Raw genomic sequence first — 24,428 nt, 5'->3', positions numbered from 1 at the left:
CACCCCCTCCCCCGCCGGCTCCCCCCCCCCGCGGTCCTCACCGGCGGACGCCCGCGCACACCCCGTGCCGCGGCCGTCCGCCGTTGAGTCGACCTCCGCCGTCGAGTCGATGCCCACCCTCGAATCGGCCTCCGCCGTCGAGTCGACGCCCGCCCTCGAATCGACGGGCCCTGGCCGCTGCCGGCCGCGTCAAGTGCCGATGGCCGGTCAGGACCAGGTGGCGACGAAGTAGCCGACGCCGTACGGAGCGTCGTCATACAGCAGCCGGCCCCCCGGATCGGCGCCCTCGGCCGCCGCGGCGAGAACCTGCCACGGGGCACGGCCCCCCGCCTTGAGTTCGTACGCCAGGGACTTGTCCAGCGCCTTCAACGCCTCCACATCCGCGTCGCCGAGCGCGCGGGCGGCCAGTGCGTCGAAGTCCGCGGCCCGCTCGTCCAGGTACCCCGGCGCCTTGAGGGTGCGGCAGGCGCTGCCGTCACCCATCACCAGGAGGGCCACCCGCCCGGCCCTGCCGGCGAGCTCCCGCCCCGTCTCCGCGCAGAGCTCGGGAGAAAGGTCCTCGTTGACACCGAGACCCTCCACCGGGCCCGACCACTGGGCGCGGTCGAGCAGCCAGGCGCCGACCGCGAGGGACAGCGGCAGGATCCGGTCCAGTTCCTGAGCCGTGTCGTCGCCGAGGCGGACATCGACGTCCACGCCGTAGCCGCGGAAGGAACCGGGCGCTCCGGCGGCGTACGGTCCGCCGGCGTTCCCGTCCGTGGGCCCGACCACGACCAGCAGATCGGGACGTGCGGCGGCGAGCACTCCGAGGGCATCCGCGCACGCGGTCCGCGCCACGTCGAGTTCGGGCGCGGCGCCCGCGGCGACCTCGGGCACGAGCAGCGGCGGACAGGGGCAGACGGCTGCGGCGACAAGCATGATCGGCAGCCTAGTCCGCCCGGGGAAGCCGCCGCGCGGTCGGTCGGAAGCGCCGCGGAGGGCCTGGCGGCGGCCCGCCGCTCAGGCCCCGTCCGGACTCTGCTCTAGTCGCAGCCGCAGCCCGGTGCCGCGGCAGCCGGAAGCGGCTCAGGGACGCCGATCTTCGGCAGACCCAGCATCACGCCCGCGGGCTGCGTCGCCTGCGTGGCGTTGCGCTTCTCCCAGGCGTCGCCCGCGCGGGTGCGGCGCACCGATGTCGCCCGGCCCTCCGCGAGCAGATGGTGCGGCGCCGCATAGGTGATCTCGACCGTCACCACGTCGCCCGGCCGTACCGCCTCGTCCGGCTTGGTGAAGTGCACCAGGCGGTTGTCGGGCGCACGGCCCGACAGGCGGTGGGTGGCACCGTCCTTGCGGCCCTCGCCCTCGGCGACCATGACGTCGAGGACCCGGCCGACCTGCTTCTTGTTCTCCGCCCAGGAGATCTCCTCCTGGAGGGCGACCAGACGCTCGTAGCGCGCCTGCACGACCTCCTTGGGGATCTGGCCGTCCATGGTGGCGGCCGGGGTGCCGGGGCGCTTGGAGTACTGGAAGGTGAAGGCGTTCGCGAAACGGGCTTCGCGCACCGTGTGCATCGTCTGCTCGAAGTCCTCCTCGGTCTCGCCGGGGAAGCCCACGATGATGTCGGTGGAGATGGCGGCGTGCGGGATCGCGGTGCGCACCTTCTCGATGATCCCGAGGAAACGCTCCTGCCGGTACGAGCGGCGCATCGCCTTCAGCACCGTGTCCGAGCCGGACTGGAGCGGCATGTGCAGCTGCGGCATCACGTTCGGGGTCTCGGCCATCGCGGCGATGACGTCGTCCGTGAAGTCACGGGGGTGCGGCGAGGTGAAGCGCACCCGCTCCAGCCCCTCGATCGAACCGCAGGCGCGCAGCAGCTTGCTGAAGGCCTCACGGTCGCCGATGTCGGAGCCGTACGCGTTGACGTTCTGGCCGAGCAGGGTGATCTCGGAGACGCCTTCGGCGACGAGCGCCTCGATCTCGGCGAGGATGTCGCCCGGCCGGCGGTCCTTCTCCTTGCCGCGCAGTGCGGGGACGATGCAGAAGGTGCACGTGTTGTTGCAGCCGACGGAGATCGAGACCCAGGCCGCGTACGCCGACTCACGACGGGTCGGCAGCGTCGAGGGGAAGGCCTCGAGCGACTCGGCGATCTCGACCTGCGCCTCTTCCTGGACGCGGGCGCGCTCCAGCAGGACGGGCAGCTTGCCGATGTTGTGCGTACCGAAGACGACGTCGACCCAGGGCGCCCTGGTGACGATGGTGTCGCGGTCCTTCTGGGCCAGGCAGCCTCCGACGGCGATCTGCATGCCGGGCCGCTTGGTCTTCATCGGAGCGAGCCGGCCGAGATTGCCGTACAGCTTGTTGTCCGCGTTCTCCCGCACCGCGCAGGTGTTGAAGACGACGACATCGGCGTCACCGTCGGCCCCCTCGGGCGCACGGACGTATCCGGCGCCCTCCAGCAGGCCCGACAGGCGCTCGGAGTCGTGGACGTTCATCTGGCACCCGTAGGTGCGCACCTCGTAAGTTTTCGCACTCATCGCGCCAACCAGGGTACGGGGTGACACCGGCCCTCCGCCCCGGCCTTCCGCGAGGCAGGGCCTGGCCATCACAGGGAGTGAGCTGGCAGGATCGCCAGCATGCTCCAGCCCCTGTCCCGTGTCAGCCGTCGTCGTGCTCTGCAGACGTCGGCCACCGCGCTCGCGGTGGTGGGACTGCTGCTCTGGTGGCTGATGCCGTTCGCCGGCGCCTCGCCTGCGGGCTCGGTCACGTTCAGCACGGGCTCGCAGAGCGGCGTCTACCAGCGTTACGGCGTGCTGCTCAAGGACGCGCTCGCCAAGGACCTGCCGGACGTCGACATAGATCTGCGGCTCAGCGAGGGGTCGCAGGAGAATCTGGCACGGGTGGCCTCGGGCGAGGCCGACTTCACCATCGCCACCGCCGATGCCGTCGCGAAGTACAAGCGGGAGAGCAAGGCGGGCGCCGAGCGGCTGCGGGGCTGTGCGCGGCTGTACGACGACTACGTCCAGCTCGTGGTGCCCCGGAGCTCGCCGGTCCTGAAGATCGAGGATCTGCGCGGCAGGAAGGTCGGCGTGGGCCAGGTGGGGTCGGGGGTGCGTCTGGTCGCCGAGCGGCTGCTGACCGCAGCGGGCATCGACCCGAAGAGGGACATCACAGCCGTGCCGGCGGGCATCGACACGATGCCGTCGCAGCTGGAGCGCGGAAAGCTCGACGCCTTCTTCTGGTCGGGCGGTCTGCCCACCAGCACCGTGCAGAAGCTGTCGGAGCGCTACCAGATCCGACTGGTGCCGCTGGAGTCGGAACTGGTGGAGAAGCTGCACGTCACCAGTGACGCGGCGAACTACTACCGCTCGGCCGTGATGCCGCCCGACGCCTATCTCCAGGCGCAGAGCGGGGCGACCGTGCCGACGATGGCGGTGGCGAACCTGCTGGTGACGACCGACCGGATCGACCCGGCGATGGTGGAGGGCTTCACCCGTACCGTGATCAGGAGCCGGGACCGGATCGGCAACACCGTCCACCCCGCGCAGCTCGTGGATCTGCGGACCGCGGTCTACACAGACCCGCTGCCGCTGCACGAGGGCGCACGGCGCTACTACAGCTCGTCGAAGCCCTGAGCCGGCTGGGCGCGTGGCCCGGACCGGGCGCGCGACGGCGCCTGGTCCGCGGCCGGTACGGCTCGGCCGCACGCCGCCGGGCCGGCCCCCGCAGCCGTCACGGAGACGTGCGCGGCACACTCACCGTCACGACGAGTCCGCGCGGCTCATGGTGGGCGTAGGCGATCCGACCACCGCCCGCCGACAGCAGGGCACGCGAGATCGAGAGTCCGAGGCCCGAGCCCTTGACGTTCTGATGGCGGCCGCTGCGCCAGAAGCGGTCGCCGATGCGCGTGAGTTCCTCGTCGGTCAGGCCGGGACCGCAGTCGGTGATCACGATGGTGGACGTGTCGCCGTTCGAGGCGACGGTCACCGTGACCTCCTCACCGGCCGGCGTGAACTTCAGCGCGTTGTCGATCACCGCGTCCAGGGCGCTGGACAGGGCGATCGGGTCCACCCAGGCGGTGACGGCGGCCCGGTGCTCGATGAGCCGGACGCCCTTCTCCTCGGCGAGCGGGCGCCAGGCGGCGACGCGTTCCGCCGCCAGCTCGCCGATGTCGGTGAGCCGCAGATCAGCGGCTGCGTGCTCGGCGAGCGCCAGGTCCAGGAGATCGTCGAGGACCTGGGCAAGACGCTTGCCCTCGGTACGCACCGAGGCGATCTCCTCATTGCCCTCGGGCAGTTCGAGTGCGAGGAGTTCGATACGCAGCAGCAGCGCGGCCAGGGGGTTGCGCAACTGGTGGGAGGCGTCGGCGACGAACGCGCGCTGCTGTTCCAGCACTTGCTCGACGTTGTCGGCCATCTCGTTGAACGAGCCCGCCAGCCGTCTGAGCTCCGGCGGCCCGCCCGCCGCGGCGACCCGCGACTTCATCCGGCCCGTAGCGATGTCGTGTGTGGCGGCGTCGAGCACGCGGACCGGCCGCAGCACCCATCCGGTCAGACGGATGGCCGCACCGACGGCGACCAGCATGGCCGCGCTCTCGCCGGCGATGATCAGCAGCCAGCCGCGCAGCACACGCGAGCGCAGCTGGTCGGTGGGTGAGTCGGTGAAGACGACGGCGACGACGTCCCCGTCCCGTACGACGGGTGAGGCGACCACGAGTCGGCCGCCCTGCTGCCACGGCCACACCTGCGGCGGGTCCTGGCTGCGGCGCCCCGACAGGGCGTCCCTGAAGGCTTCGCGGCCCTCGCCGTCCGACGGCACGGACCAGTCCTCGGGCGCGCGGGCCATCGCATCGCCGTCGCGGTAGAAGACGCCCGCCTTGATGCCGTACGTGGCGTGGTAGCGGTCGAGCTGCTCCTGGAGCGTGGAACGCCGCTCGTCCAGGCTGGAGCGGTCGGTGACGAACTGCGCGAGCGCCGCGAAGCGCACCGTGTCGTCGATCCGGTCCACGACCACCCGCTGCTGCTCCGCCGCCGCGACGCTCACCGCGAGCGGAAAGCCGAGCGCGAGCAGCACGCCCGCCATGAGGACGATGAGGAGCGGAAGAAGTCGGGTACGCACAGGGGGTTACGCGGCCGGGGCGACCAGGCGGTAGCCGACGCCACGCACGGTCTCGATCAGTGCGGGCATCCGGAGCTTGGAGCGCAGGGAGGCGACGTGCACCTCGAGCGTGCGGCCGGTACCTTCCCAACTGGTGCGCCAGACCTCGCTGATGATCTGTTCCCGGCGGAAGACGACACCGGGCCGCTGGGCGAGCAGCGCCAGCAGGTCGAACTCCTTGCGGGTGAGCTGCACCGGGGCGCCGTCGACACTGACGCGCCGGGTGGGCAGTTCGATGGTGACGGCGCCGAGCCGCAGCGCCTCGTCACCCACGGCCACGGCCGGCTCGTCGCCGCCCGATTTGCGCCGGCTGACGGCGTGGATGCGGGCCAGCAGTTCACCGGTGTCGTACGGCTTGACGACATAGTCGTCGGCGCCGAGGTTGAGGCCGTGGATCCGGGAGCGCACGTCCGCGCGGGCGGTCACCATGATCACCGGGGTCGACGTGATCTTCCGGAGCTTTCCGCACACCTGGTAGCCGTCCTGGTCGGGCAGCCCCAGGTCGAGCAGGACGACGCCGAACGGCGGCTTGTCGGGATGCGTCGCGGGCAGCACCGCGTGCAGGGCCTCTTCGCCGTTGCGAGCGTGCACGACGTCGAAACCGTGCCGGGCGAGCACCGCGGACAGGGCGGCGGCGACATGGTCGTCGTCCTCGACGAGCAGCAGCCTCATGGCCCCCCTTCGGCCGTGCGGTCTTCCGGCGTACCAGGGCATCAAGGCTGATTCCCGGGCGGACAGTCAAGAGACTTTCCCATGCCCGACGCGTTCCGTTACCCACCCGGTACGCCGACCGTACGCCCTGCGTCAGCGCGTTCACACATAGTGTCCGTTTGCAGCCGGATCGTTATGCTCAATTTCCGCTCAGATGTAATGACGCTGGTCGCGGTGCGTGACTAAGGTCCTTCCAACCGAGGAGGACGGAGCTAGAAGCCGATGAGCGGAGTGTCAGTGACCAAGGGCGCCGACGACGCCGTACCCGCAGCGGGCGACCTGGTCGTGCTGAGCAACGTGAACAAGCACTTCGGCGCGTTGCATGTGCTCCAGGACATCGACCTGACGATCACTCGCGGCGAGGTCGTCGTGGTGATCGGACCGTCCGGGTCCGGTAAGTCCACGCTGTGCCGCACCGTCAACCGTCTGGAGACGATCGACTCCGGAGCGATCTCGATCGACGGCAAGCCGCTGCCCCAGGAGGGCAAGGAGCTGGCCCGGCTGCGCGCCGATGTCGGCATGGTCTTCCAGTCGTTCAACCTCTTCGCGCACAAGACCGTCCTGGAGAACGTGACTCTGGGCCAGGTCAAGGTGCGCAAGACCGACAAGAAGGCCGCCGAGGAGAAGGCGCGGGCACTTCTCGACCGAGTGGGCGTCAGCGCCCAGGCCGACAAGTACCCGGCCCAGCTCTCGGGCGGCCAGCAGCAGCGCGTCGCGATCGCGCGGGCACTGGCGATGGACCCCAAGGTCATGCTGTTCGACGAGCCGACCTCGGCCCTCGACCCCGAGATGATCAACGAGGTCCTCGAGGTCATGCAGCAGTTGGCGCGTGACGGGATGACGATGGTGGTCGTCACCCACGAGATGGGCTTCGCCCGGTCCGCCGCCAACCGAGTCGTGTTCATGGCAGATGGCAAGATCGTCGAAGAGGCCACCCCCGAGGAGTTCTTCAGCAACCCGCGCAGCGACCGGGCCAAGGACTTCCTGTCGAAGATCCTTCACCACTGAGTCCTGGATCCCCCGATCCGCATCACTTCGCGTCAACTCTAGGGAAATCATCATGAAGCTTCGTAAGGTCACCGCCGCTTCGGTCACCGTGTTCGCGCTCGCCCTGACCGCCACCGCCTGTGGCTCGGACGACAAGGACAGCGGCTCGGGCGACTCGGGCGGCAAGAAGATCACCGTCGGTATCAAGTACGACCAGCCGGGCCTCGGCCTGAAGACGCCCGACGGCAAGTTCACCGGCTTCGACGTCGACGTCGCCAACTACGTCGCCAAGGAGCTCGGCTACGCCCCGGGCGACGTCGAGTTCAAGGAGACGAAGAGCGCCGACCGCGAGACCGCGCTGGCCCGCGGCGACGTGGACTTCATCGCCGCCACGTACTCGATCAACGACGAGCGCGCGCAGAAGGTCGACTTCGCCGGCCCCTACCTGCTCGCCCACCAGGACCTGCTGATCCGGACCGACGACAACGTCGCCAAGGGCGATGACCTCAACGGCAAGAAGCTCTGCTCGGTCACCGGCTCCACGTCCGCTCAGAACGTGAAGAAGGACTTCGCGCCGAAGGCCCAGCTGAAGCAGGTCGGCACCTACTCCGAGTGCCTCAGCGCCCTCCAGAGCGGCGCCGTCGACGCGCTGACCACGGACGACTCGATCCTCGCCGGCTTCGCCGCGCAGGACCAGTACAAGGGCAAGTTCAAGCTCGCCGGTCTGAAGCTGAGCAACGAGAACTACGGCATCGGCGTCAAGAAGGGCGACAAGGCGATGGTCGACAAGATCAACGCCGCGCTCGAGAAGATGGTCAAGGACAAGGCCTGGGACAAGGCCGTGACGGACAACTTCGGTCCGGCCAACTACAAGAACGAGCCCGCCCCGAAGATCGGCAACATCGTCAAGTGAAGCAGGGCTGACCCGGCACGCCGCCACTGACGGCGGCGTGCCGCGCCCTCCTACACGCGGAAGCGCGGGAGACAGTGTTCGACTTTCTTGAAGGTTACGACTTGCTCGGAGCGTTCTGGGTGACGGTGCAGCTCACCGTCTTCTCCGGAATCGGCTCCCTGGTACTGGGCACCATTCTTGCCGCGATGCGGGTGAGCCCTGTTCCTCTGATGCGTGGTTTCGGCACGGTCTACGTGAACCTGGTCCGGAACATTCCGCTGACCGTCATCATCGTCTTCTCCTCGCTCGGTCTCGCCGATGTCTTCGGCATGACGCTGGGCGTGGCGGACGACTTCGACGCCCTGGCGTTCAGGCTGTCCGTCCTCGGACTGTCGGCGTACACCGCGGCGTTCGTATGCGAGGCCGTGCGGTCGGGCATCAACACGGTGCCGGTCGGCCAGGCGGAGGCGGCGCGGGCCATCGGGCTCAGCTTCACCCAGGTGCTCATGAGTGTCGTTCTCCCGCAGGCGTTCCGCTCGGTGGTCGGCCCGCTCACCAACGTGCTGATCGCCCTGACGAAGAACACCACGGTCGCGGCGGCCATCGGTGTGGCTGAAGCGGCCCTGCTGATGAAGGAGATGATCGAGAACGAAGCGCAGCTGGTGCTCATCTCGGCCGTCTTCGCCTTCGGGTTCGTCGTGCTGACTCTCCCCACCGGCCTCCTTCTCGGCTGGGTCGGCAAGCGCGTGGCGGTGAAGCGATGACGTCGGTCCTCTACGACGCTCCCGGCCCCCGCGCCAAGCGCCGCAACATCGTCTACACCGCAGGATTCCTGGCAGTGCTGGCGCTGCTGTGCTGGTGGATCTTCAGTGTGATGTCCGACAAGGGACAGCTCGAATGGTCCCTGTGGAAGCCGTTCACCGAGGCACAGGCCTGGACGACCTATCTGCTGCCCGGTCTCGGGAACACGCTGAAGGCCGCGGCGCTCGCGATGGTCATCGCCCTGCCCCTGGGCGCGATCTTCGGCATCGCACGGATGTCGGACCATCGCTGGATCAGGGTTCCGGCCTCGGTCGTCGTGGAGTTCTTCCGCGCGATCCCGGTCCTTCTCCTGATGCTGTTCGCGAACCAGCTGTACGCGAACTCCTCCGGCATCAGCAGCGACCTGCGTCCGCTGTACGCCGTGGTCACCGGCCTCGTCCTGTACAACGCCTCGGTGCTCGCCGAGGTCGTTCGGGCCGGCATCCTGTCGCTGCCCAAGGGCCAGACGGAGGCCGCCAAGGCCATCGGTCTGCGCAAGGGTCAGACGATGACCAGCATTCTGCTGCCGCAGTCGGTGACCGCGATGCTGCCCGCGCTGGTCAGCCAGCTCGTCGTCATCGTCAAGGACACCGCTCTCGGTGGCGCGATCCTGGCCTTCACGGAGCTGCTGAACGCCCGGGGCACGCTGGCCGCGAACTACGCGAACGTCATTCCCAGCTTCATCGTCGTCGCGCTGATCTACATCGTCCTCAACCTGATCCTCACGACCTTCGCGTCGTGGCTGGAGCGCAGGCTGCGCCGTGCGAAGAAGAGCACGGGGGCGGTACTCGCCGCGGACCTGGCCGGCGCCGAGGAGCCCGTCGCCGAGCCCGGCATCAGGACCGGTGACGGCAGCACCACCTGACAGTTCATCGGATGCACGCGTGAGGGGCGGGGCCATGGGCCACCGCCCCTCACCGCGTTCCGGTCACGCTTCACACGAGTGCCCGCAAAACGCAGGGCCCTCCGTTGCGTACCGTGGTCGCTTGACGCGGGCACGCGCAATAGGTTGCATACGTTCTGTGATCGCGCACCGGGCTCCTACCGCACCTCTCCGCACGTCCCTCCGGGCCCGAGGAGTCACGCCGTGGACCCGGTGATCATCGTCGGCGCGGGTCCTGTGGGGCTGGCGCTCTCCGTGGCCCTTGCCCAGCGAGGTGTCCCTTCTGTCCTGCTCGACGACAGCGTCGGCAAGGAGGAGCCCCGCCCCGCGCGCACAGTCGTGCTGCGCCCCGATGTCGCGTCCATGATGGAGCGGCTCGGATGCACCACTCTTCGTGACGAAGGAGCCCACTGGGCCGGCTGGCGCACGATGCGGCGGAAGCAGGACGTCCGCGTGGTCGCGCTGGGGGACGACCTTGCTCCCTCACCGCTGCACATCCCTCAGCACGCCCTGGCCCGCGGGCTGCGCGACGCCGTCGCCGCCCAGCCGCTGATCAACCTCGTGACCGAAAGTCATGTGGACTCCCTGGAACAGGACGACGACGGGGTCAGCGTCCACACCCGCGGCCCGGAGGCGACGTGGTGGCGCGGCAGCCATCTCGTGGGGTGCGACGGCGCGCGGTCGACGGTCCGCAAACTCCTCGGTGTCCGCTTCCCGGGGCGTACGGCGGTGGAGCGGCACGCGGTCGCCACGCTGCGCGCCGAACTCCCCTGGCCCGACGAGGCGTTGCTGCACCGCCTCCCGCCGTGGCGGACGGGCGGCGAGGAGATCACCGCGCGCCCGCTGCCGGACGACGTCTGGCGGCTGGACTGGCTGCTCCCGGCGCGCGGTGAACTGGTCACTCCCGACGCCCTGATCGCCCGGGTCCGGGACACGCTGGCCGGCTGGTCCGGCGGGACGCCGTCGTACGAGCTGATCGACACCGGGGTCCACACGTTGCACCACCGGCTCGCCCGTCGCTGGCGGGTGGGCCGGGCCTTCCTCGCCGGCGACGCCGCGCATCTGCTCGGCGCGGTGGGCACCCAGGGGCTCGACGAAGGGCTGCGGGACGCGGAGAACCTTGCGTGGAAGCTGGCGCACGTCTGGCACCACGGCGGGTCCGAGCTGCTGCTGGACAGCTACCAGGCGGAGCGCCGGTCGTGTGTCGCTGCCCGACTGCGGGCCGCGGACCAGTCGCTGCCGATACTGCGCGGCAGCAGCGCGCTGCGTACGTACCTTCCCGGTGCGGCGCGCGGGCACGACGCCCTGCTCATGGACGGCCATCTGGGGCTGGGCCCGCTCGGTGCGCCCCCCGTCTACACGCACTCCCCTCTCGCACCCGAACACGCTCCTGGGCAGACCCTCGTCGGTACGGAGGCCGGCGCCCCGGTCGTCGACGTCCGGGTGACCACGCCGGACGGGACGAGCGCGCGACTGCGGGACCGGCTGGGCGGTGGGCAGTTGCTCGTGGTCCTCGTGGCTCCGGGTACCGGGGTGTGGGACCAGCGGCACTGGATGAGCGCGGGTGTGATGCCACGCCTGGCGGCGGCGGTCACAGCCCTGCCCGTGCGGGCGGAGCTGCTGGTGACGGAGAGCTATCCCGGCGCCTCTGCACACACCGTGCTGCTGGTGCGGCCGGACGGGCATCTGGTCGCCGCGTTCACGGGTGTACGGCCCGCGGAGCTGTACGCGGCGGCGGACGCGGCGCGAGGCGGCCCTCCGTCTTCCGTGCGCAGTGACCGCACTGCGGACATCAATTGACCGTCGCGGACACGCGTGGTGTACTCCGGAACGTGACTGACACCGATGTGCGCCTGTGGCGGAGGGTCCATATGGACCTCGTCCGCTATGCGGGCTGCGTGTGTCGCCCCTCCTGCTGAATTCGCCTCTTCCCCGTGCGTGGCCCCACTGAGCCTGCGCGCGCACCCGCGAACTCCCAGGACGGTTTCTGTGTCTCAGTCTGTCGTCACCCCTGTCACCCTTGCGTCCGCCACCTCTGCCTCTGACGTCTCGGTCTCCGGGGCCGCTGCCTCGGGCGCCGCCGTCTCCGGTGCATCTGCGTCCGAGCCCGCCGTGTCCGTCTCCGGCGCCCCGGTCGAGAGCGCGCCGGCCTCGGTGGACCCGGTGGCCGAGCCATCGGCTCCGACCGCGGCCGAACTTCTCGAATTCGTCTCGAACGCCGCCGCCGACACCGACCTCATCGCCTCACTGCCCCTCGACCCCGAGGGCCGTACCTGGGTACGGCTCGAAGGACCCGGCGGCAGCGAGGCCTGGCTGATCGCCTGGCCGCCCGGCACGGGCACCGGCTGGCACGACCACGCAGAGTCGTTCGGCGCGTTCGCCACGGCCGCCGGTGAGCTGAAGGAGAACTCGCTCGCCGTACGGCTGCCCGCGAGCGGCTGGAAGACCCTGGAACTGCACGAAGGCGTCGACCGCGAGCGGCAGTTGGGCGCGGGCCGGGGCCGCGCCTTCGGCACGCACCATGTGCACGAGGTGCTGAACGAGTCGGCGAGCGAACACGCCGTCTCGGTCCACGCGTACTACCCGCCGCTCCCGCTGATCCGGCGCTTCAGCCGGACCGGTGCGGTGCTCCGTCTCGAGCAGGTCGAGAGCCCGGAGGACTGGCAATGAGTGAGCAGGGTGACCGGGTCGGGATCGACGAACTTCTGGAGCGGGTCCGCGAAGGTCTGGACCGTGTCGAGCCGAAGCAGGCCTTCGCGGAGGCGGCGGAGGGCGCCCTGCTGGTGGACATCCGCTATGCGGCTCTGAGGGACCGGGACGGGCTGATCCCCGGCGCGCTGGTGGTGGAGCGCAACGAGCTGGAGTGGCGCCTGGATCCGCAGGGCAGCCATCGCGCGCCCCAGGCGGTGAGCCACGATCTGCGGGTCGTGGTGGTCTGCAACGAGGGCTACGCGTCCTCCCTCGCGGCGGCCTCACTGCGCGACCTGGGCCTGCACCGCGCGACGGACCTCATCGGCGGGTTCCAGGCATGGAGGGCAGCGGGCTTCCCGGTCGAGGCGTAGGGCCGGCACGGGGACGCGGCGCACGCCCGGTGGCTTCCGGCTTCCGGCTTCCGGCTTCCGGCTTCCGGCTTCCGGCTTCCGGCTTCCGGCTTCCGGCTTCCGGCTTCCGGCTTCCGGCTTCCGGCTTCCGGCGGGATTATTGGGCCGTTCCTCGTGAGCTCCTCCCCCGCCGGTCCAAGAGGCTAGAACCCGCCACCCTCGTCCAGGCCTTCCACATCCTCGCCCTCTTCCTCCAGGGCTCGTCTGACCACCCGCAGCGCCATGCCCTCCGGGTAGCCCTTGCGGGCCAGCATGCCCGCGAGGCGCCGTATGCGGCGGTCGCGGTCGAGGCCACGAGTGGAGCGGAGTCTGCGGGCGACCAGCTCGCGCGCGGTCTCCTCCTCCTGCTCGGAGTCGAGCTGCCCCACCGCCTCGTCGATCAGGGACGAGTCCACGCCCTTCGTCCGCAGCTCGCGCGCCAGCGCCCGTCGGGCGAGGCCGCGGCCGTGGTGGCGGGACTCCACCCACGCGTCCGCGAACGCCGCGTCATTGATCAGGCCCACGTCCTCGAAGCGGGAGAGAACCTCCTCGGCCACCTCCGAGGGGATCTCCCGCTTGTGCAGCGCATCCGCGAGCTGTTTGCGGGTGCGCGGCGTCCCGGTGAGCAGGCGCAGGCAGATCGCCCGCGCCCGCTCCGCCGGGTCCTGGGGCGACAGCTCCTTCTCGGCCCTCGACGAGTCGGCGCTGTCGCCCGGCCATTCGGTTCGCCGGGCCATGCGCTAGCCCTTGGCCGCCGCCGTCTTGGCCGACTTGGCCTTGGTGGCGGGCGCAGGCACCGACTTCGCCGCGTCCTCGGCCGGAGCAGCCGGGCTGCCCACCGCGTCCGCACCGGGCTCGGCCGCCGGCGCCTCCGGCTTCACACCGACGCCCAGCTTCTCGAGGATCTTCTTCTCGATCTCGTTGGCGAGATCGGGGTTGTCCTTGAGGAAGTTACGGGCGTTCTCCTTGCCCTGTCCGAGCTGGTCGCCCTCGTACGTGTACCAGGCGCCCGCCTTGCGCACGAAGCCGTTCTCCACGCCCATGTCGATCAGACCGCCCTCGCGGCTGATGCCCTGGCCGTAGAGGATGTCGAACTCGGCCTGCTTGAACGGCGGTGCGACCTTGTTCTTGACGACCTTGACCCGGGTGCGGTTGCCCACCGCGTCGGTGCCGTCCTTCAGGGTCTCGATACGCCGGATGTCGAGACGCACCGAGGCGTAGAACTTCAGCGCGCGGCCACCGGTCGTGGTCTCCGGCGAGCCGAACATCACGCCGATCTTCTCGCGGAGCTGGTTGATGAAGATCGCGGTGGTCTTCGACTGGTTCAGCGCGCTGGTGATCTTCCGCAGCGCCTGGCTCATCAGCCGCGCCTGCAGACCGACGTGCGAGTCGCCCATCTCGCCCTCGATCTCCGCCCGCGGCACCAGCGCGGCGACGGAGTCGATGACGATCAGGTCGAGCGCGCCGGAGCGGACGAGCATGTCGACGATCTCGAGCGCCTGTTCACCGTTGTCCGGCTGGGACAGGATGAGGTTGTCGATGTCGACGCCGAGCTTCTTCGCGTACTCGGGGTCGAGGGCGTGCTCCGCGTCCACGAAGGCCACCGAGCCGCCAGCCCGCTGGGCGTTGGCGACGGCGTGCAGCGTGAGAGTCGTCTTACCGGAGGACTCCGGGCCGTACACCTCCACCACACGGCCGCGCGGCAGTCCGCCGACGCCGAGCGCGACGTCGAGCGCGGTCGACCCGGTGGGGATGACCTCGATGGGCTCGTTCGGCCGCTCGCCCAGGCGCATCACCGCGCCCTTGCCGAATTGCCGTTCAATCTGTGCGAGCGCGGCGTCGAGCGCCTTCTCGCGGTCGGTTCCTGCCATGGGTTCCACCCGATTTGCTTGAGTCGATCGCTTCACGTCAAAGACGCTATCCCCTGCCACTGACAATGGGCCTCGACGTCCTTCCAGCCTGTGGACAACTCCCGGGTCACCGCGGCCGGAATCCCATAAGAATGGATGTTCGATTTCGGTGTCAAGCGCACCACGCGGCGGGCCACGAACCGTCGGCCCCGGCCGGTCCGGGCAAGCCTGGACCCTGCCTGGTGGCGCCCGTCAGGCGGGGCGGTCGGGGTCGTCGGTGCCTGTTCCCGCACCGGATTCGTCGGGCGGACCCCCGGCGGGCGGACCGGCAGCCGGCGGCTGAGCGGCGGGCGGCTCGCCGCCCTGCGCAGCTCCCTCAGGCGACTCGGCCTCGTGCGCGGCCTCCGCAGGCGCGTTCTTCCCTGCCCCCGGGGCGTCCCGCTTCCTGCTCAGTACATCGCGCATCCGCCGGAGCGTGCGGCCGCCGCGGTGCCGGTGGCCCTGCACCCGGGGATCATCGGTCACCTCGTACCGCTTCACATAGGCGCCCAGGAAGGCCTGGAGCGTGGCGACCGCCGGAATCGCCACCAGGGCACCCACCGCTCCCAGCAGCGCGGTGCCGGCCACGACCGATCCGAAGGCCACAGCGGGATGGATGTCGACCGTCTTGGAGGTGAGCTTCGGCTGGAGCACGTAGTTCTCGAACTGCTGGTAGACCACCACGAAGCCGAGCACCCACAGCGCGTACCAGGGGTTCACGGTGAAGGCGATCAGCATCGGCAACGCGCCCGCCAGGTAGGTGCCGATGGTCGGGATGAACTGGGAGACCAGACCGACCCACACGGCGAGCGCCGGGGCGTAGGGCACCCCCAGGATCTCCAGCAGGATGTAGTGCGCGCCGCCGGAGATCAGTGCCATCAGACCGCGCGAGTAGATGTAGCCACCCGTTTTGTCGACGGCGATCTCCCACGCCCGCAGCACCTCGGTCTGCCTGGCCGGCGGGAGGACGGAGCACAGGGCGCGGCGCAGCCGGGGTCCGTCGGCCGCGAAGTAGAACGAGAACAGGAAGATCGTCAGCACCTGGAACAGCCCGCCGAGCACGGTGGCCGAGATGTCCAGCACACCGCTCGCGCTGTTCTGCACATAGCGGCGGAGCCAGTCGGAGCGCAGCAGGCTGTCCTGGACCTCCACCCGGGACAGCTGAGTGCTGAAGGTGTCGTTGATCCACTTGATGACCGAGTCGAGGTACTGGGGGAAGTCCTCGACGATCTGCACGATCTGACCGGCCAGCATCGAGCCGAGCAAAAAGACGAAGCCGGCTCCCGCGACCAGCACGGCGAAGAAGACCAGGAAAGTGGCGAGTCCTCGCCGCATCCCCCGCGCGGCCATCCTGCCGACCGCGGGCTCGATCGCCAGCGCCACGAAGAAGGCGATCAGGATGTTGATCAGCAGCCCGATGAGCTGATGGAAGGCCCAACTGCCGAGCTGGAAGCAGGCGTAGAGGGTCAGGGCGAGCACCATCGCGCGCGGCAGCCAGCGGGGCATCCGGGCAGAACCGGCGGATCCGGCCACCGGCGGGCTCGGCGGCGCCTGGGGAGGAGTCGCGCCCCCCGCGGGCGTGCCCTGCTCGGTTCTGTCCTGGTCACTCTCGTCGGTCTGGGCCACGGGGTCAGTCTCGCCTACAGCCACGGCCGCTGGACGGCCGTCCGGGTGTCCATCGCATGAATCACCTCTTGTCGGCAGGTACGTCCATGGCCGCGCACACGGCCCGCCAGACGTCCTTCGCCTCCCAGCCGGACTGCAGCGCCTCGTGGACCGTACGCCCTCCGAGCTCGGTCATCACATGGTCGCGCGCGAAGGAGTCGGCGTAGGCGGGCCCGAAGTGGTCCGCCATCCGCTCCCAGAAAATCGTCAACCGCATGACTGCATTATCCCGCTCCCGGGGGTGCAGCATCGTCCGTCCCGATGCCGAAAGCTCTTTCCGCCCTACCGTCGGAGGATGGCTGGAACCGGAGCAACCCCTGTGCCCTCTCCCGCGTCACCACTCGCCCGCGCCGAGCAGTTCGTCTGGCTCACGGCCCGGGTCCTGGAGCAGCGGCGTTTCGCGTATCACTTCCTGGGAGGGAGCTCTGACGCCGTCGAGACCGCCCTGGCCGCCTATCTCGACGAGGACGGCGGTTACGGCCACGCCCTCGAACCGGATCTGCGCGGGCCCGTCAGCCAACCCCTGCACACCGCGCACGCGCTGCGCGTCCTGGACTCCATCGGCCGTTGCGGCGGGCTTCGCATCGAGCGGATGTGCCGCTACCTCACCGATGTCTCGACCGCGGACGGTGCGCTCCCCGCCGTCCATCCCTCACAGCGCGGCTATCCGTCGGCGCCGTTCGTCCCCGTGGTGGACGACCCCCCGAGTGAACTCCTCACGACGGGGCCGGTGGTCGGGCTGCTGCACCGCAACCAGGTCTGGCACGCGTGGCTGTTCCGTGCGACGGACTACTGCTGGACCGCTGTCGACGCGCTGGAGAAGTCGCATCCGTACGAGATCGAGGCCGCGGTCACCTTTCTGGAGGGTGTACCGGACCGGGTCCGGGCGGAGGCCGCTGCCGACCGGCTCGGGCGGCTGGTGCGGGAGCAGAGACTGGCGGTGCTGGACCCGGCGCGGATCGAGGCGTTCCCGGTCGCCGACGGCTATGCGCCGGAGGAGCACCACTTCCCGCACGACTACGCCCGTACACCTGAATCCCTGGCGAGACGGTGGTTCACGGACGACGAGATGGCACGGTCGCTGGACCACCTGGAGCGCCGGCAGCGGGAGGACGGTGGCTGGCCCGTGAACTGGCGTCAGTGGGCGCCCGGTACGGCCCTGGAGGCCCGCCCGCTCGTGACCATCGAGGCGCTGCGGACGCTGCGGGCGTACGGCCGCGCGATCGGCTGACCGCGCCGGCCGCAGCCCGCCTCACCGCCGCGCTCGTCGCCGCCGCCTCACCCGCCGAGTGCCCTCACGCCCGCCGTGACCGCCACGGCGGCGGCGACCACGACGAGGAAGGGGGCCCGCAGGATCAGCGCGACGGCCGCCGCCGCGAGGCCCGCCGCGCGGGCGTCGAGGACCAGGGAACTGTTGTCGCTGAAGGTCTGCTGGGCGGTCAGGGCGGCCAGCAGCGCGACGGGCAGGAGAGCCGCCAGCCGCTGGACGACCGGGCGCTCGAGAGTGTGGGCCGGCACGAGCAGACCGGCCAGCTTGACGAGGTAGCAGCCGACGGCGGTGGCTGCGATCGCGATCCAGATGCTCATCGGTCGTCTCCCTTCGTACGGCCGGACTCATCACGGCCGCTTCCGTCCCGGCTGGACTCATCACGGCCGGTCTCACCACGGCCCCTTACGTCACGGCCGCTTCCGTCCCGGCCGGACTCGTCGCTGCCTCGTCCGATGCGGTCTCTCCCCGCCTCGCCCGGGCCCGCCTCCGCCGGGGTTGCCGGTCCGGAGGCACTCGCCGCGATGTCGGTCTCCTGTGCCCTGCGCCCCAGCAGCCCCCGTCCCTTGAGCCAGAGCACCGCGGGCGCGGCGAGCGCCGCCACGAGCACCGGGACCCCGGCGGGCAGCACCGGCAGGAATCCGAGCCCCAGGACGACGGCGAGCCCGGCGGCGACACGTTCGGTGGTCGTCCGCAGCATGGGTGCGAGCAGCGCCAGGAACACGGCCGGCCCCGCGGCGTCCAGCCCCCAGGCATCCGTGTCACCGAGCGCCTCGGCACCGAGCGCGCCGACCAGCGTGGTCAGGTTCCACAGCACGTACAGCGTCAGACCGGTGACCGTGAAGCCGATCCGTACGGCCCGCCGGGTCGGCTGGGCCAGGGAGACGGCCGCGGTCTCGTCGATCACCCAGTGCGCGGCGAGCGGACGCACGAAGCGCGGCAGGGCGAGCAGCTGCGACAGCCGCAGTCCGTAGAAGGCGTTCCGCACACCGAGGAAGAACGCTCCTGCTGCTGCGGCGAGCGGGTTGCCGCCCGCGGCGATCGCGCCGACGAGCGCGAACTGCGAGGCGCCGGTGAACACCAGAAGGCTCAGCACACAGGTCTGGAGCAGGGTGAGTCCGGCGCCCGCGGACGTCACACCGAAGGCGAAGCCGGAGAGCCCGACGGCGATGCCGACGCCGAGCGCGTCCCGGACGACGGCCGAGTCCGGCTTGGACTGGGGCTCTGGGGATGTCGTACGTATCTCCGGCGGGCTCGGTGTGCGGGTCTGGGGAGAGGCTGTCTGTTCTGGCACGTCAGGGACGCTACGCGGGGCTCTCGCCCGCGGTCTTGTACGTTCTTGCACGCTCTTTGCGATAAGCGCCGGGAGGCACGCCCACGATCCGGGTGAAATGCCGGTTCAGATGGGGCTGGTCGGTGAACCCCACGGCGACGGCTGCGTCGACGGGCGCGGCCCCGGCGTCCAGGAGCCGACGGGCTCGGCGCACCCGCGCATTGGTCAGCCAGGTGTGCGGAGGCATGCCGTACGCCGCCTTGAAGGCCCGCAGGAGCGCGAAGGGGCTCGTGCCGAGCTCCAGCGCGAGCCGCTCCAGGGACGGCGGATCGGTCATGCGCGCCTCCAGCACGGCCTTCGCCTCCGCCGCCGTACGCGCCCCGGAGGCACTCGGCGTCCGGGAGGGCAGCCGGCTGCCGTGCCGCGCGACCAGCCGGGCCACGGCCACCCGGAGCAGGCTGTCGGCGGCGAGGGCGTTGCCCGCCTCCGCCGCCTGATGGACGCCGCGAATGAGTTCGGCGGTCTGCGCGTCCTCGACGATCGTCTCGCCGAACGCGGGTGTGCCGCGCACGGAGCTGACCTCGCCGGCTATCTCGGTGACGAGATCCACGGAGGGGTACAGGGTCGAGTACGCCCAGCCTTCGTCCACTCCGGCCCGCGCCGAGTGCGGCACCTCGGGATTGATCATGACGACCGTGCCGGGCCGGGCACTGATGTTCCCCTCGGGCATGCTCACGTCCTCGACCCCGCCGGTGACCGCCCCGAAGACGAAGCCCTCGTGGCTGTGGCGGGGAAAGGTGTGCCGCACATAGCGGGCGCGCAGCAGGTCGAGGCCGGGCAGTTCCTCGTACTGCCAGTGCCGTGCCCACTCGTGATCCGCCGGACCGCTCATCCAGCCATTGTGCGCCCAGACGGGGCGCCTCTGACCTGCGCGTCCATGACGCGGACAGTAATTGTCAGTGGTCCGGTGCACGATGGTGGACATGGCCAGGTCCGCACTCGAATCCTTCTCTCCCGCGACCCGCAGCTGGTTCACGGGAGCCTTCAGCGCGCCCACCGCCGCGCAGGAAGGGGCCTGGCAGGCGATCGGCGAGGGCTCGGACGTCCTGGTCGTGGCGCCGACGGGCTCGGGCAAGACCCTGGCCGCGTTCCTGGCCGCCCTCGACGACCTCGCCTCCACTCCCCCGCCCGCGGACCCGAAGAAGCGCTGCCGCGTCCTGTACGTCTCCCCGCTCAAGGCGCTCGCCGTCGACGTGGAGCGCAATCTCCGCAGCCCGCTGACCGGTATCCGCCAGGAGTCCGTGCGGCTCGGGACGCCCGAACCCGAGATCCGTGTCGGCATCCGCTCGGGAGACACCCCCGCCGCCGAGCGCCGTTCCCTGGCCACGAAGCCGCCGGACATCCTCATCACCACACCGGAGTCGCTGTTCCTGATGCTCACCTCCGCCGCGCGGGACGCGCTGTCGGGCATCGAGACGGTGATCCTCGACGAGGTGCACGCCGTCGCGGGGACGAAGCGGGGTGCGCACCTCGCCCTGTCGCTGGAGCGTCTCGACGAGCTGCTGCCGCGCCCGGCCCGGCGCATCGGCCTGTCGGCGACGGTCCGCCCGGTGGACGAGGTGGCCCGCTATCTCTCCCCGCAGCGGAAGGTGGAGATCGTCCAGCCGAAATCGGGCAAGGAGTTCGACCTCTCGGTGGTCGTCCCGGTCGAGGACATGGGAGAACTGGGCGGATCCCCTGCGTCCGAGGCCTCGTCGTCGCCGGACGGCGGCGACAAACCGTCGATCTGGCCGCATGTCGAGGAGAAGATCGTCGACCTCGTCCAGGCCCATCGCTCCACGATCGTCTTCGCCAACTCCCGTCGTCTGGCCGAGCGCCTGTGCAACCGTCTCAACGAGATCGCCTACGAACGGGCCACGGGCGAGGCGATGCCGGAGGAGGCGTCGCCCGCGGAACTCATGGGGCAGTCGGGGTCCGTGCGCGGCGCCCCGCCCCTGCTCGCCCGCGCGCACCACGGTTCGGTCTCCAAGGAGCAGCGGGCGCTGGTCGAGGAGGACCTGAAGGCGGGGCGGCTGCCCGCCGTCGTCGCCACCTCCAGCCTGGAGCTGGGGATCGACATGGGGGCGGTGGACCTCGTCGTGCAGGTCGAGTCGCCGCCCTCGGTGGCCTCCGGTCTTCAGCGCGTGGGCCGTGCGGGGCATCAGGTGGGTGCGGTCTCCACCGGCGTCGTTTTCCCGAAGTACCGCGGCGACCTGGTGCAGTCGGCGGTCGTCACCGAGCGGATGCGCACCGGTTCCATCGAAGCGCTGCGCGTCCCGTCGAACCCCCTGGATGTGCTCGCCCAGCAGCTGGTGGCCATGGTCTCCCTGGACACCTGGCAGGTCGACGACCTGCTGGCACTGACCCGTCGGGCCGCGCCGTTCGCCTCGTTGCCCGAGTCGGCGTTCACAGCCGTCCTCGACATGCTGGCGGGACGGTATCCCTCCGACGCGTTCGCCGAGCTGCGGCCGCGTGTGGTCTGGGACCGCGTCGCGGGCACGGTCACGGGCCGGCCGGGCGCACAGCGTCTCGCCGTGACGTCCGGCGGCACCATCCCGGACCGCGGTCTGTTCGGCGTCTTCCTGGCGGGCGCGGACCCGAAGAAGGGCGGCGGCCGGGTCGGCGAGCTCGACGAGGAGATGGTGTACGAGTCGCGCGTGGGCGACGTCTTCACGCTGGGCACCACCTCGTGGCGGATCGAGGACATCACCCGCGACCGGGTGCTCGTCTCCCCCGCGCCCGGAGTTCCGGGACGTCTGCCCTTCTGGAAGGGCGACCAGCTGGGACGCCCGCTCGAACTGGGGCGCGCGGTGGGCGCGTTCCTCCGGGAGGTCGGCGGACTGTCCTCCGAGGACGCCCGGCTGCGGATGCTGGCCGCCGGCCTGGACGCCTGGGCCGCCGACAACATCCTGGCCTACCTCGACGAGCAGCGCCGCGCGTGCGGCCATGTGCCCGACGACCGGACGATCCTCGTCGAGCGGTTCCGGGACGAGCTGGGCGACTGGCGAGTGGTGATCCATTCGCCGTTCGGCGCCCAGGTGCATGCCCCGTGGGCACTGGCGCTCGGCGCCCGGCTCAGTGAGCGGTACGGCATGGACGCCCAGGTCATGCACGCCGACGACGGAATCGTGCTGCGGCTGCCGGACGCCGATCTGATGGGCCTGGATCTTCTGGACCAGGATCCGGTGCATCTGGACGCGACGTTCGACAGTGACCAGGCACCGGTCGGGGCGGCCGACGCCGTCTTCGACAAGGGTGAGATCAACCAGATCGTCACCGACCAGGTGGGCGGCTCCGCGCTGTTCGCCTCCCGGTTCCGCGAGTGCGCCGCGCGAGCGCTCCTGCTGCCCCGGCGCAATCCCGGCAAGCGCACCCCGCTGTGGCAGCAGCGCCAGCGGGCGGCCCAGCTCTTGGAGGTGGCGAGCGAGTTCGGGTCCTTCCCGATCGTCCTCGAAGCGGTCCGCGAGTGTCTCCAGGACGTGTTCGACGTGCCGGGCCTGACCGAGCTGATGGGCGACATCGAGGCCCGCCGGGTCCGGATGGTCGAGGTCACCACGCCCGAGCCGTCGCCCTTCGCCCGCTCGCTGCTGTTCGGCTACGTCGCCCAGTTCCTCTACGAGGGCGACTCCCCGCTGGCGGAGCGCCGGGCGGCCGCCCTGTCGCTGGACTCCCGGCTGCTGTCCGAGCTCCTCGGCCAGGCGGAGCTGCGCGAGCTGCTCGACGCCGACGTACTGACCGAGCTGGAGCGCGAGCTCCAGTGGCTCACCGAGGACCGAAGGATCAAGGACGAGGAGGGCGTCGCCGACCTGCTGCGGCTCCTCGGCCCGCTGACGGACGCGGAACTCGTCGAGCGCGGCGCCGAACGGCAGTGGCCCCGGGACCTGGCCGCGTCCCGCCGGGCGATCCAGGTGCGGATCGCCGGAGCCGATCACTGGGCGGCGATCGAGGACGCCGGACGGCTGCGCGACGCACTCGGCACCGCGCTCCCGGTCGGCGTCCCGGAGGCTTTCACCGAACCGGTCAAGGATCCACTGGGCGATCTGCTCGCCCGGTACGCGCGGACGCACGGCCCGTTCACCACCGCACAGGCCGCCGGCCGCTTCGGGCTGGGCGTGGCCGTGACCGACGGTGCGCTGCACCGGCTCGCTGCTAACGGGCGCGTGGTGCAGGGCGAGTTCCACCCCGCCGGCATCGGCCAGGAATGGTGCGACGCGGCCGTGCTGCGACGGCTTCGCCGCCGGTCGCTGGCGGCCCTGCGCCACGAGCTGGAGCCCGTGCCACCGGCAGCGCTGGCCGTCTTCGTCCCCCAATGGCAGCACCTGGGCAACAACAGCCTGAGCGGCATCGACGGGCTGGCCCGCGCCATCGAGCAACTGCAGGGCGCGGCCGTCCCCGCCTCCGCCCTGGAGAAGCTGATCCTGCCCTCCCGCGTCCGCGGCTACAGCGCCGCGATGCTGGACGAGCTGACCACGGCCGGCGAAGTCCTGTGGGCCGGTGCGGGCGCGTTGCCCGGCAAGGACGGCTGGGTCTCGCTCTACCTCGCCGACGCGGCACCGCTGCTGCTTCCCCAGCCCCATCCGCTGGAGCTCACCGCGCTGCACGAATCCGTCCTGACCGCGCTCGCCCCGGGGTACGGGCTGTTTTTCCGGCAGATCGCCGAGCAGATCCGGGCGACGACCCACCCGGACGTCAACGATCCCCAACTGGCCGACGCCGTATGGGACCTGGCCTGGTCGGGCCGGCTCACCAACGACACCCTCTCCCCGCTGCGCTCGCTGCTCGGCTCGGGCCGCACCGCCGGGTCGACGGCGCATCGCGCCAAGCGGACGGTGCCCCGCGGGCGTTACGGAAGCCTGACGGCGAGCGCCCGCACCGCTTCCCGTACGGGACCGCCGACGGTCAGTGGCCGCTGGTCGCTCCTGCCGCCCCTCGAACCCGAACCGACGCACCGCGCACACGCCCTGGCCCGCACCCTGCTCGACCGTCATGGTGTGGTGACCCGCGGCGCGGTGGCGGCCGAAGGGGTCGAGGGCGGCTTCTCCGCCACGTACCGGATCCTCGCCGCCTTCGAGGACAGCGGACAGGCGCGGCGCGGCTACGTGGTCGAGGGGCTGGGGGCGGCCCAGTTCGCGATGGACGGCGCGGTGGACCGTCTCCGGGCCGCGGCCAACACCCTGGACCGGAGCGGAGGCGACGCACCGCCCCAGGCGGTCGTGCTGGCGGCCGCGGACCCTGCCAACGCCTACGGAGCCGCGCTGCCCTGGCCCGAGCCGCCGGACGGCGCCGGCCACAAGCCGGGCCGGAAAGCGGGATCCCTGGTGGTCCTGGTCGACGGCGAGCTCACGATGTACATGGAGCGCGGCGGGAAGTCCCTGCTGTCCTGGGCGACCGACCCGGATGCGCCGGCTCTGCATGCGGCGGCCACGGCCCTGGCGAACGCGGCGCGCGCGGGAGCCATCGGCACGATCACGGTGGAACGGGCGAACGGTGTCTCGGCGCTGACCTCCCCGCTGTCCCGGGCCCTGGAGGTCTCCGGCTTCCTCGCCACACCGCGAGGGCTCCGGCTCCGCCCCTGAAGGCGTTGCCCGCGAGGTCGGCGGCGCGAGAGTCCGCAGAGAGACGACCCGCTCACAGACCCGTGGCCCGCGCGGTCGGGGGGCACGGGAGGGCACGCTCGGAGAAGGCCCGCTCACGGCCGCTGCCCGCCACCCCGGAGTGCGGTGCTGCCGCTGCGAACAGGCACGCTCGGGGGCGCGCCACCCTCACCCCGAGGGCTCATTCGCGCGGCCCGGCTCCCACACCGTGCCC

The 24,428-nt window shown here is 70.9% G+C and carries 22 protein-coding genes; 11 read left to right on the top strand and 11 right to left on the bottom strand.

All coding sequences use genetic code 11. The features are described from left to right. Positions 1 to 207: 207 nt before the first annotated feature. Complete coding sequence (locus tag ACFWU3_RS31505) at positions 208 to 918, bottom strand: class III extradiol dioxygenase subunit B-like domain-containing protein (RefSeq protein WP_384444461.1); 711 nt, start codon at positions 916 to 918, stop codon at positions 208 to 210. 104 nt (positions 919 to 1,022) lie between these two features. After that, positions 1,023 to 2,513: a tRNA (N6-isopentenyl adenosine(37)-C2)-methylthiotransferase MiaB gene (miaB, locus tag ACFWU3_RS31500; protein ID WP_384444460.1), complete on the bottom strand. Its 1,491-nt coding sequence runs from the start codon at positions 2,511 to 2,513 to the stop codon at positions 1,023 to 1,025. A gap of 99 nt (positions 2,514 to 2,612) precedes the next feature. On the opposite strand from miaB, the gene ACFWU3_RS31495 reads away from it, so the two are divergent. After that, positions 2,613 to 3,611, top strand: coding sequence for a TAXI family TRAP transporter solute-binding subunit (locus tag ACFWU3_RS31495; protein ID WP_384444459.1), 999 nt, complete (start codon positions 2,613 to 2,615; stop codon positions 3,609 to 3,611). Between the two features lie 97 nt (positions 3,612 to 3,708). Here ACFWU3_RS31495 and ACFWU3_RS31490 read toward each other — a convergent pair whose 3' ends face one another. Then, the gene (locus ACFWU3_RS31490; RefSeq protein WP_384444458.1) at positions 3,709 to 5,094 is read right to left on the bottom strand and encodes an ATP-binding protein; all 1,386 of its coding nucleotides are present in this window, start codon (positions 5,092 to 5,094) and stop codon (positions 3,709 to 3,711) included. A 6-nt stretch (positions 5,095 to 5,100) separates the two neighbouring features. Further along, positions 5,101 to 5,805: a response regulator transcription factor gene (locus ACFWU3_RS31485; protein ID WP_340475796.1), complete on the bottom strand. Its 705-nt coding sequence runs from the start codon at positions 5,803 to 5,805 to the stop codon at positions 5,101 to 5,103. Positions 5,806 to 6,066: 261 nt separating this feature from the next. Between ACFWU3_RS31485 and ACFWU3_RS31480 the strand changes: the two genes are divergently transcribed. The 8 genes from ACFWU3_RS31480 to ACFWU3_RS31445 all read left to right on the top strand — a co-directional run bounded on the left by ACFWU3_RS31480 (position 6,067) and on the right by ACFWU3_RS31445 (position 12,469). Further along, complete coding sequence (locus ACFWU3_RS31480; RefSeq protein ID WP_313943712.1) at positions 6,067 to 6,852, top strand: amino acid ABC transporter ATP-binding protein; 786 nt, start codon at positions 6,067 to 6,069, stop codon at positions 6,850 to 6,852. A 52-nt stretch (positions 6,853 to 6,904) separates the two neighbouring features. Beyond that, positions 6,905 to 7,744 carry a glutamate ABC transporter substrate-binding protein gene (locus ACFWU3_RS31475; protein ID WP_383243162.1) on the top strand — a complete coding sequence of 280 codons (840 nt, stop codon included), beginning with the start codon at positions 6,905 to 6,907 and terminating at the stop codon, positions 7,742 to 7,744. Between the two features lie 74 nt (positions 7,745 to 7,818). Then, positions 7,819 to 8,487, top strand: a complete 669-nt coding sequence (locus ACFWU3_RS31470) for an amino acid ABC transporter permease (protein WP_384444457.1) — start codon at positions 7,819 to 7,821, stop codon at positions 8,485 to 8,487. Next, entirely contained in the window at positions 8,484 to 9,389 is a 906-nt protein-coding gene (locus tag ACFWU3_RS31465; protein ID WP_313943715.1) for an amino acid ABC transporter permease, read from the top strand. Before ACFWU3_RS31470 ends, ACFWU3_RS31465 begins: the two co-directional genes overlap by 4 nt. Before the next feature lie 222 nt (positions 9,390 to 9,611). Further along, positions 9,612 to 11,207 (top strand): FAD-dependent monooxygenase, encoded by a 1,596-nt coding sequence (locus tag ACFWU3_RS31460; protein WP_384444456.1) that lies wholly within the window; start codon positions 9,612 to 9,614, stop codon positions 11,205 to 11,207. A 32-nt stretch (positions 11,208 to 11,239) separates the two neighbouring features. Next, on the top strand, positions 11,240 to 11,326 hold the full coding sequence (locus ACFWU3_RS31455; protein ID WP_311605579.1) for a putative leader peptide: 87 nt from the start codon (positions 11,240 to 11,242) through the stop codon (positions 11,324 to 11,326). 193 nt (positions 11,327 to 11,519) lie between these two features. Continuing rightward, complete coding sequence (locus ACFWU3_RS31450; RefSeq protein WP_384444463.1) at positions 11,520 to 12,077, top strand: cysteine dioxygenase; 558 nt, start codon at positions 11,520 to 11,522, stop codon at positions 12,075 to 12,077. Beyond that, positions 12,074 to 12,469 (top strand): rhodanese-like domain-containing protein, encoded by a 396-nt coding sequence (locus tag ACFWU3_RS31445; protein WP_384444455.1) that lies wholly within the window; start codon positions 12,074 to 12,076, stop codon positions 12,467 to 12,469. Before ACFWU3_RS31450 ends, ACFWU3_RS31445 begins: the two co-directional genes overlap by 4 nt. Before the next feature lie 182 nt (positions 12,470 to 12,651). Here ACFWU3_RS31445 and recX read toward each other — a convergent pair whose 3' ends face one another. The 4 genes from recX to ACFWU3_RS31425 form a co-directional block, all read right to left on the bottom strand. Then, entirely contained in the window at positions 12,652 to 13,224 is a 573-nt protein-coding gene (recX, locus tag ACFWU3_RS31440) for a recombination regulator RecX (protein ID WP_313943718.1), read from the bottom strand. Between the two features lie 3 nt (positions 13,225 to 13,227). After that, the gene (recA, locus tag ACFWU3_RS31435; RefSeq protein ID WP_384444454.1) at positions 13,228 to 14,358 is read right to left on the bottom strand and encodes a recombinase RecA; all 1,131 of its coding nucleotides are present in this window, start codon (positions 14,356 to 14,358) and stop codon (positions 13,228 to 13,230) included. 231 nt (positions 14,359 to 14,589) lie between these two features. Continuing rightward, a complete protein-coding gene (locus ACFWU3_RS31430; protein WP_384444462.1) occupies positions 14,590 to 15,882 on the bottom strand; it encodes an AI-2E family transporter in 1,293 nt (430 codons plus the stop codon). Positions 15,883 to 16,063: 181 nt separating this feature from the next. Further along, positions 16,064 to 16,258, bottom strand: a complete 195-nt coding sequence (locus ACFWU3_RS31425) for a DUF3046 domain-containing protein (RefSeq protein WP_352205049.1) — start codon at positions 16,256 to 16,258, stop codon at positions 16,064 to 16,066. 78 nt (positions 16,259 to 16,336) lie between these two features. Here ACFWU3_RS31425 and ACFWU3_RS31420 point away from each other — a divergent pair, with 78 nt between their 5' ends. Further along, positions 16,337 to 17,272, top strand: a complete 936-nt coding sequence (locus ACFWU3_RS31420; RefSeq protein ID WP_384444453.1) for a hypothetical protein — start codon at positions 16,337 to 16,339, stop codon at positions 17,270 to 17,272. Positions 17,273 to 17,319: 47 nt separating this feature from the next. Here the strand turns inward: ACFWU3_RS31420 and ACFWU3_RS31415 are convergent, their stop codons facing one another. The 3 genes from ACFWU3_RS31415 to ACFWU3_RS31405 are packed head-to-tail and all read right to left on the bottom strand — an operon-like array spanning position 17,320 to position 19,473. Then, positions 17,320 to 17,628, bottom strand: a complete 309-nt coding sequence (locus ACFWU3_RS31415; protein WP_384444452.1) for an AzlD domain-containing protein — start codon at positions 17,626 to 17,628, stop codon at positions 17,320 to 17,322. Then, positions 17,625 to 18,602, bottom strand: coding sequence for an AzlC family ABC transporter permease (locus ACFWU3_RS31410; RefSeq protein ID WP_384444451.1), 978 nt, complete (start codon positions 18,600 to 18,602; stop codon positions 17,625 to 17,627). The genes ACFWU3_RS31415 and ACFWU3_RS31410 overlap by 4 nt, the downstream gene beginning before the upstream one ends. Before the next feature lie 10 nt (positions 18,603 to 18,612). Beyond that, positions 18,613 to 19,473, bottom strand: a complete 861-nt coding sequence (locus tag ACFWU3_RS31405; protein ID WP_384444450.1) for an AraC family ligand binding domain-containing protein — start codon at positions 19,471 to 19,473, stop codon at positions 18,613 to 18,615. Positions 19,474 to 19,564: 91 nt separating this feature from the next. Between ACFWU3_RS31405 and ACFWU3_RS31400 the strand changes: the two genes are divergently transcribed. After that, positions 19,565 to 24,196, top strand: coding sequence for an ATP-dependent helicase (locus tag ACFWU3_RS31400; RefSeq protein WP_384444449.1), 4,632 nt, complete (start codon positions 19,565 to 19,567; stop codon positions 24,194 to 24,196). The last annotated feature ends 232 nt before the right edge of the window (positions 24,197 to 24,428 follow it).

Origin of the sequence: Streptomyces sp. NPDC058685, assembly GCF_042714725.1 — a bacterium.
Lineage (GTDB): Bacteria > Actinomycetota > Actinomycetes > Streptomycetales > Streptomycetaceae > Streptomyces.
This window is presented reverse-complemented; position numbering and strand designations above follow the sequence as displayed.

What these genes read in the sequence shown, in the direction of transcription:
- ACFWU3_RS31505 (WP_384444461.1), bottom strand. Translation starts at nt 918, where the DNA reads ATGCTTGTCGCCGCAGCCGTCTGCCCCTGTCCGCCGCTGCTCGTGCCC.
- ACFWU3_RS31430 (WP_384444462.1), bottom strand. Translation starts at nt 15,882, where the DNA reads ATGCCCCGCTGGCTGCCGCGCGCGATGGTGCTCGCCCTGACCCTCTAC.
- ACFWU3_RS31405 (WP_384444450.1), bottom strand. Translation starts at nt 19,473, where the DNA reads ATGAGCGGTCCGGCGGATCACGAGTGGGCACGGCACTGGCAGTACGAG.
- ACFWU3_RS31420 (WP_384444453.1), top strand. Translation starts at nt 16,337, where the DNA reads ATGGCTGGAACCGGAGCAACCCCTGTGCCCTCTCCCGCGTCACCACTC.
- ACFWU3_RS31495 (WP_384444459.1), top strand. Translation starts at nt 2,613, where the DNA reads ATGCTCCAGCCCCTGTCCCGTGTCAGCCGTCGTCGTGCTCTGCAGACG.
- ACFWU3_RS31445 (WP_384444455.1), top strand. Translation starts at nt 12,074, where the DNA reads ATGAGTGAGCAGGGTGACCGGGTCGGGATCGACGAACTTCTGGAGCGG.
- miaB (WP_384444460.1), bottom strand. Translation starts at nt 2,513, where the DNA reads ATGAGTGCGAAAACTTACGAGGTGCGCACCTACGGGTGCCAGATGAAC.
- ACFWU3_RS31475 (WP_383243162.1), top strand. Translation starts at nt 6,905, where the DNA reads ATGAAGCTTCGTAAGGTCACCGCCGCTTCGGTCACCGTGTTCGCGCTC.
- ACFWU3_RS31415 (WP_384444452.1), bottom strand. Translation starts at nt 17,628, where the DNA reads ATGAGCATCTGGATCGCGATCGCAGCCACCGCCGTCGGCTGCTACCTC.
- recA (WP_384444454.1), bottom strand. Translation starts at nt 14,358, where the DNA reads ATGGCAGGAACCGACCGCGAGAAGGCGCTCGACGCCGCGCTCGCACAG.
- ACFWU3_RS31480 (WP_313943712.1), top strand. Translation starts at nt 6,067, where the DNA reads ATGAGCGGAGTGTCAGTGACCAAGGGCGCCGACGACGCCGTACCCGCA.
- ACFWU3_RS31485 (WP_340475796.1), bottom strand. Translation starts at nt 5,805, where the DNA reads ATGAGGCTGCTGCTCGTCGAGGACGACGACCATGTCGCCGCCGCCCTG.
- recX (WP_313943718.1), bottom strand. Translation starts at nt 13,224, where the DNA reads ATGGCCCGGCGAACCGAATGGCCGGGCGACAGCGCCGACTCGTCGAGG.
- ACFWU3_RS31465 (WP_313943715.1), top strand. Translation starts at nt 8,484, where the DNA reads ATGACGTCGGTCCTCTACGACGCTCCCGGCCCCCGCGCCAAGCGCCGC.
- ACFWU3_RS31425 (WP_352205049.1), bottom strand. Translation starts at nt 16,258, where the DNA reads ATGCGGTTGACGATTTTCTGGGAGCGGATGGCGGACCACTTCGGGCCC.
- ACFWU3_RS31400 (WP_384444449.1), top strand. Translation starts at nt 19,565, where the DNA reads ATGGCCAGGTCCGCACTCGAATCCTTCTCTCCCGCGACCCGCAGCTGG.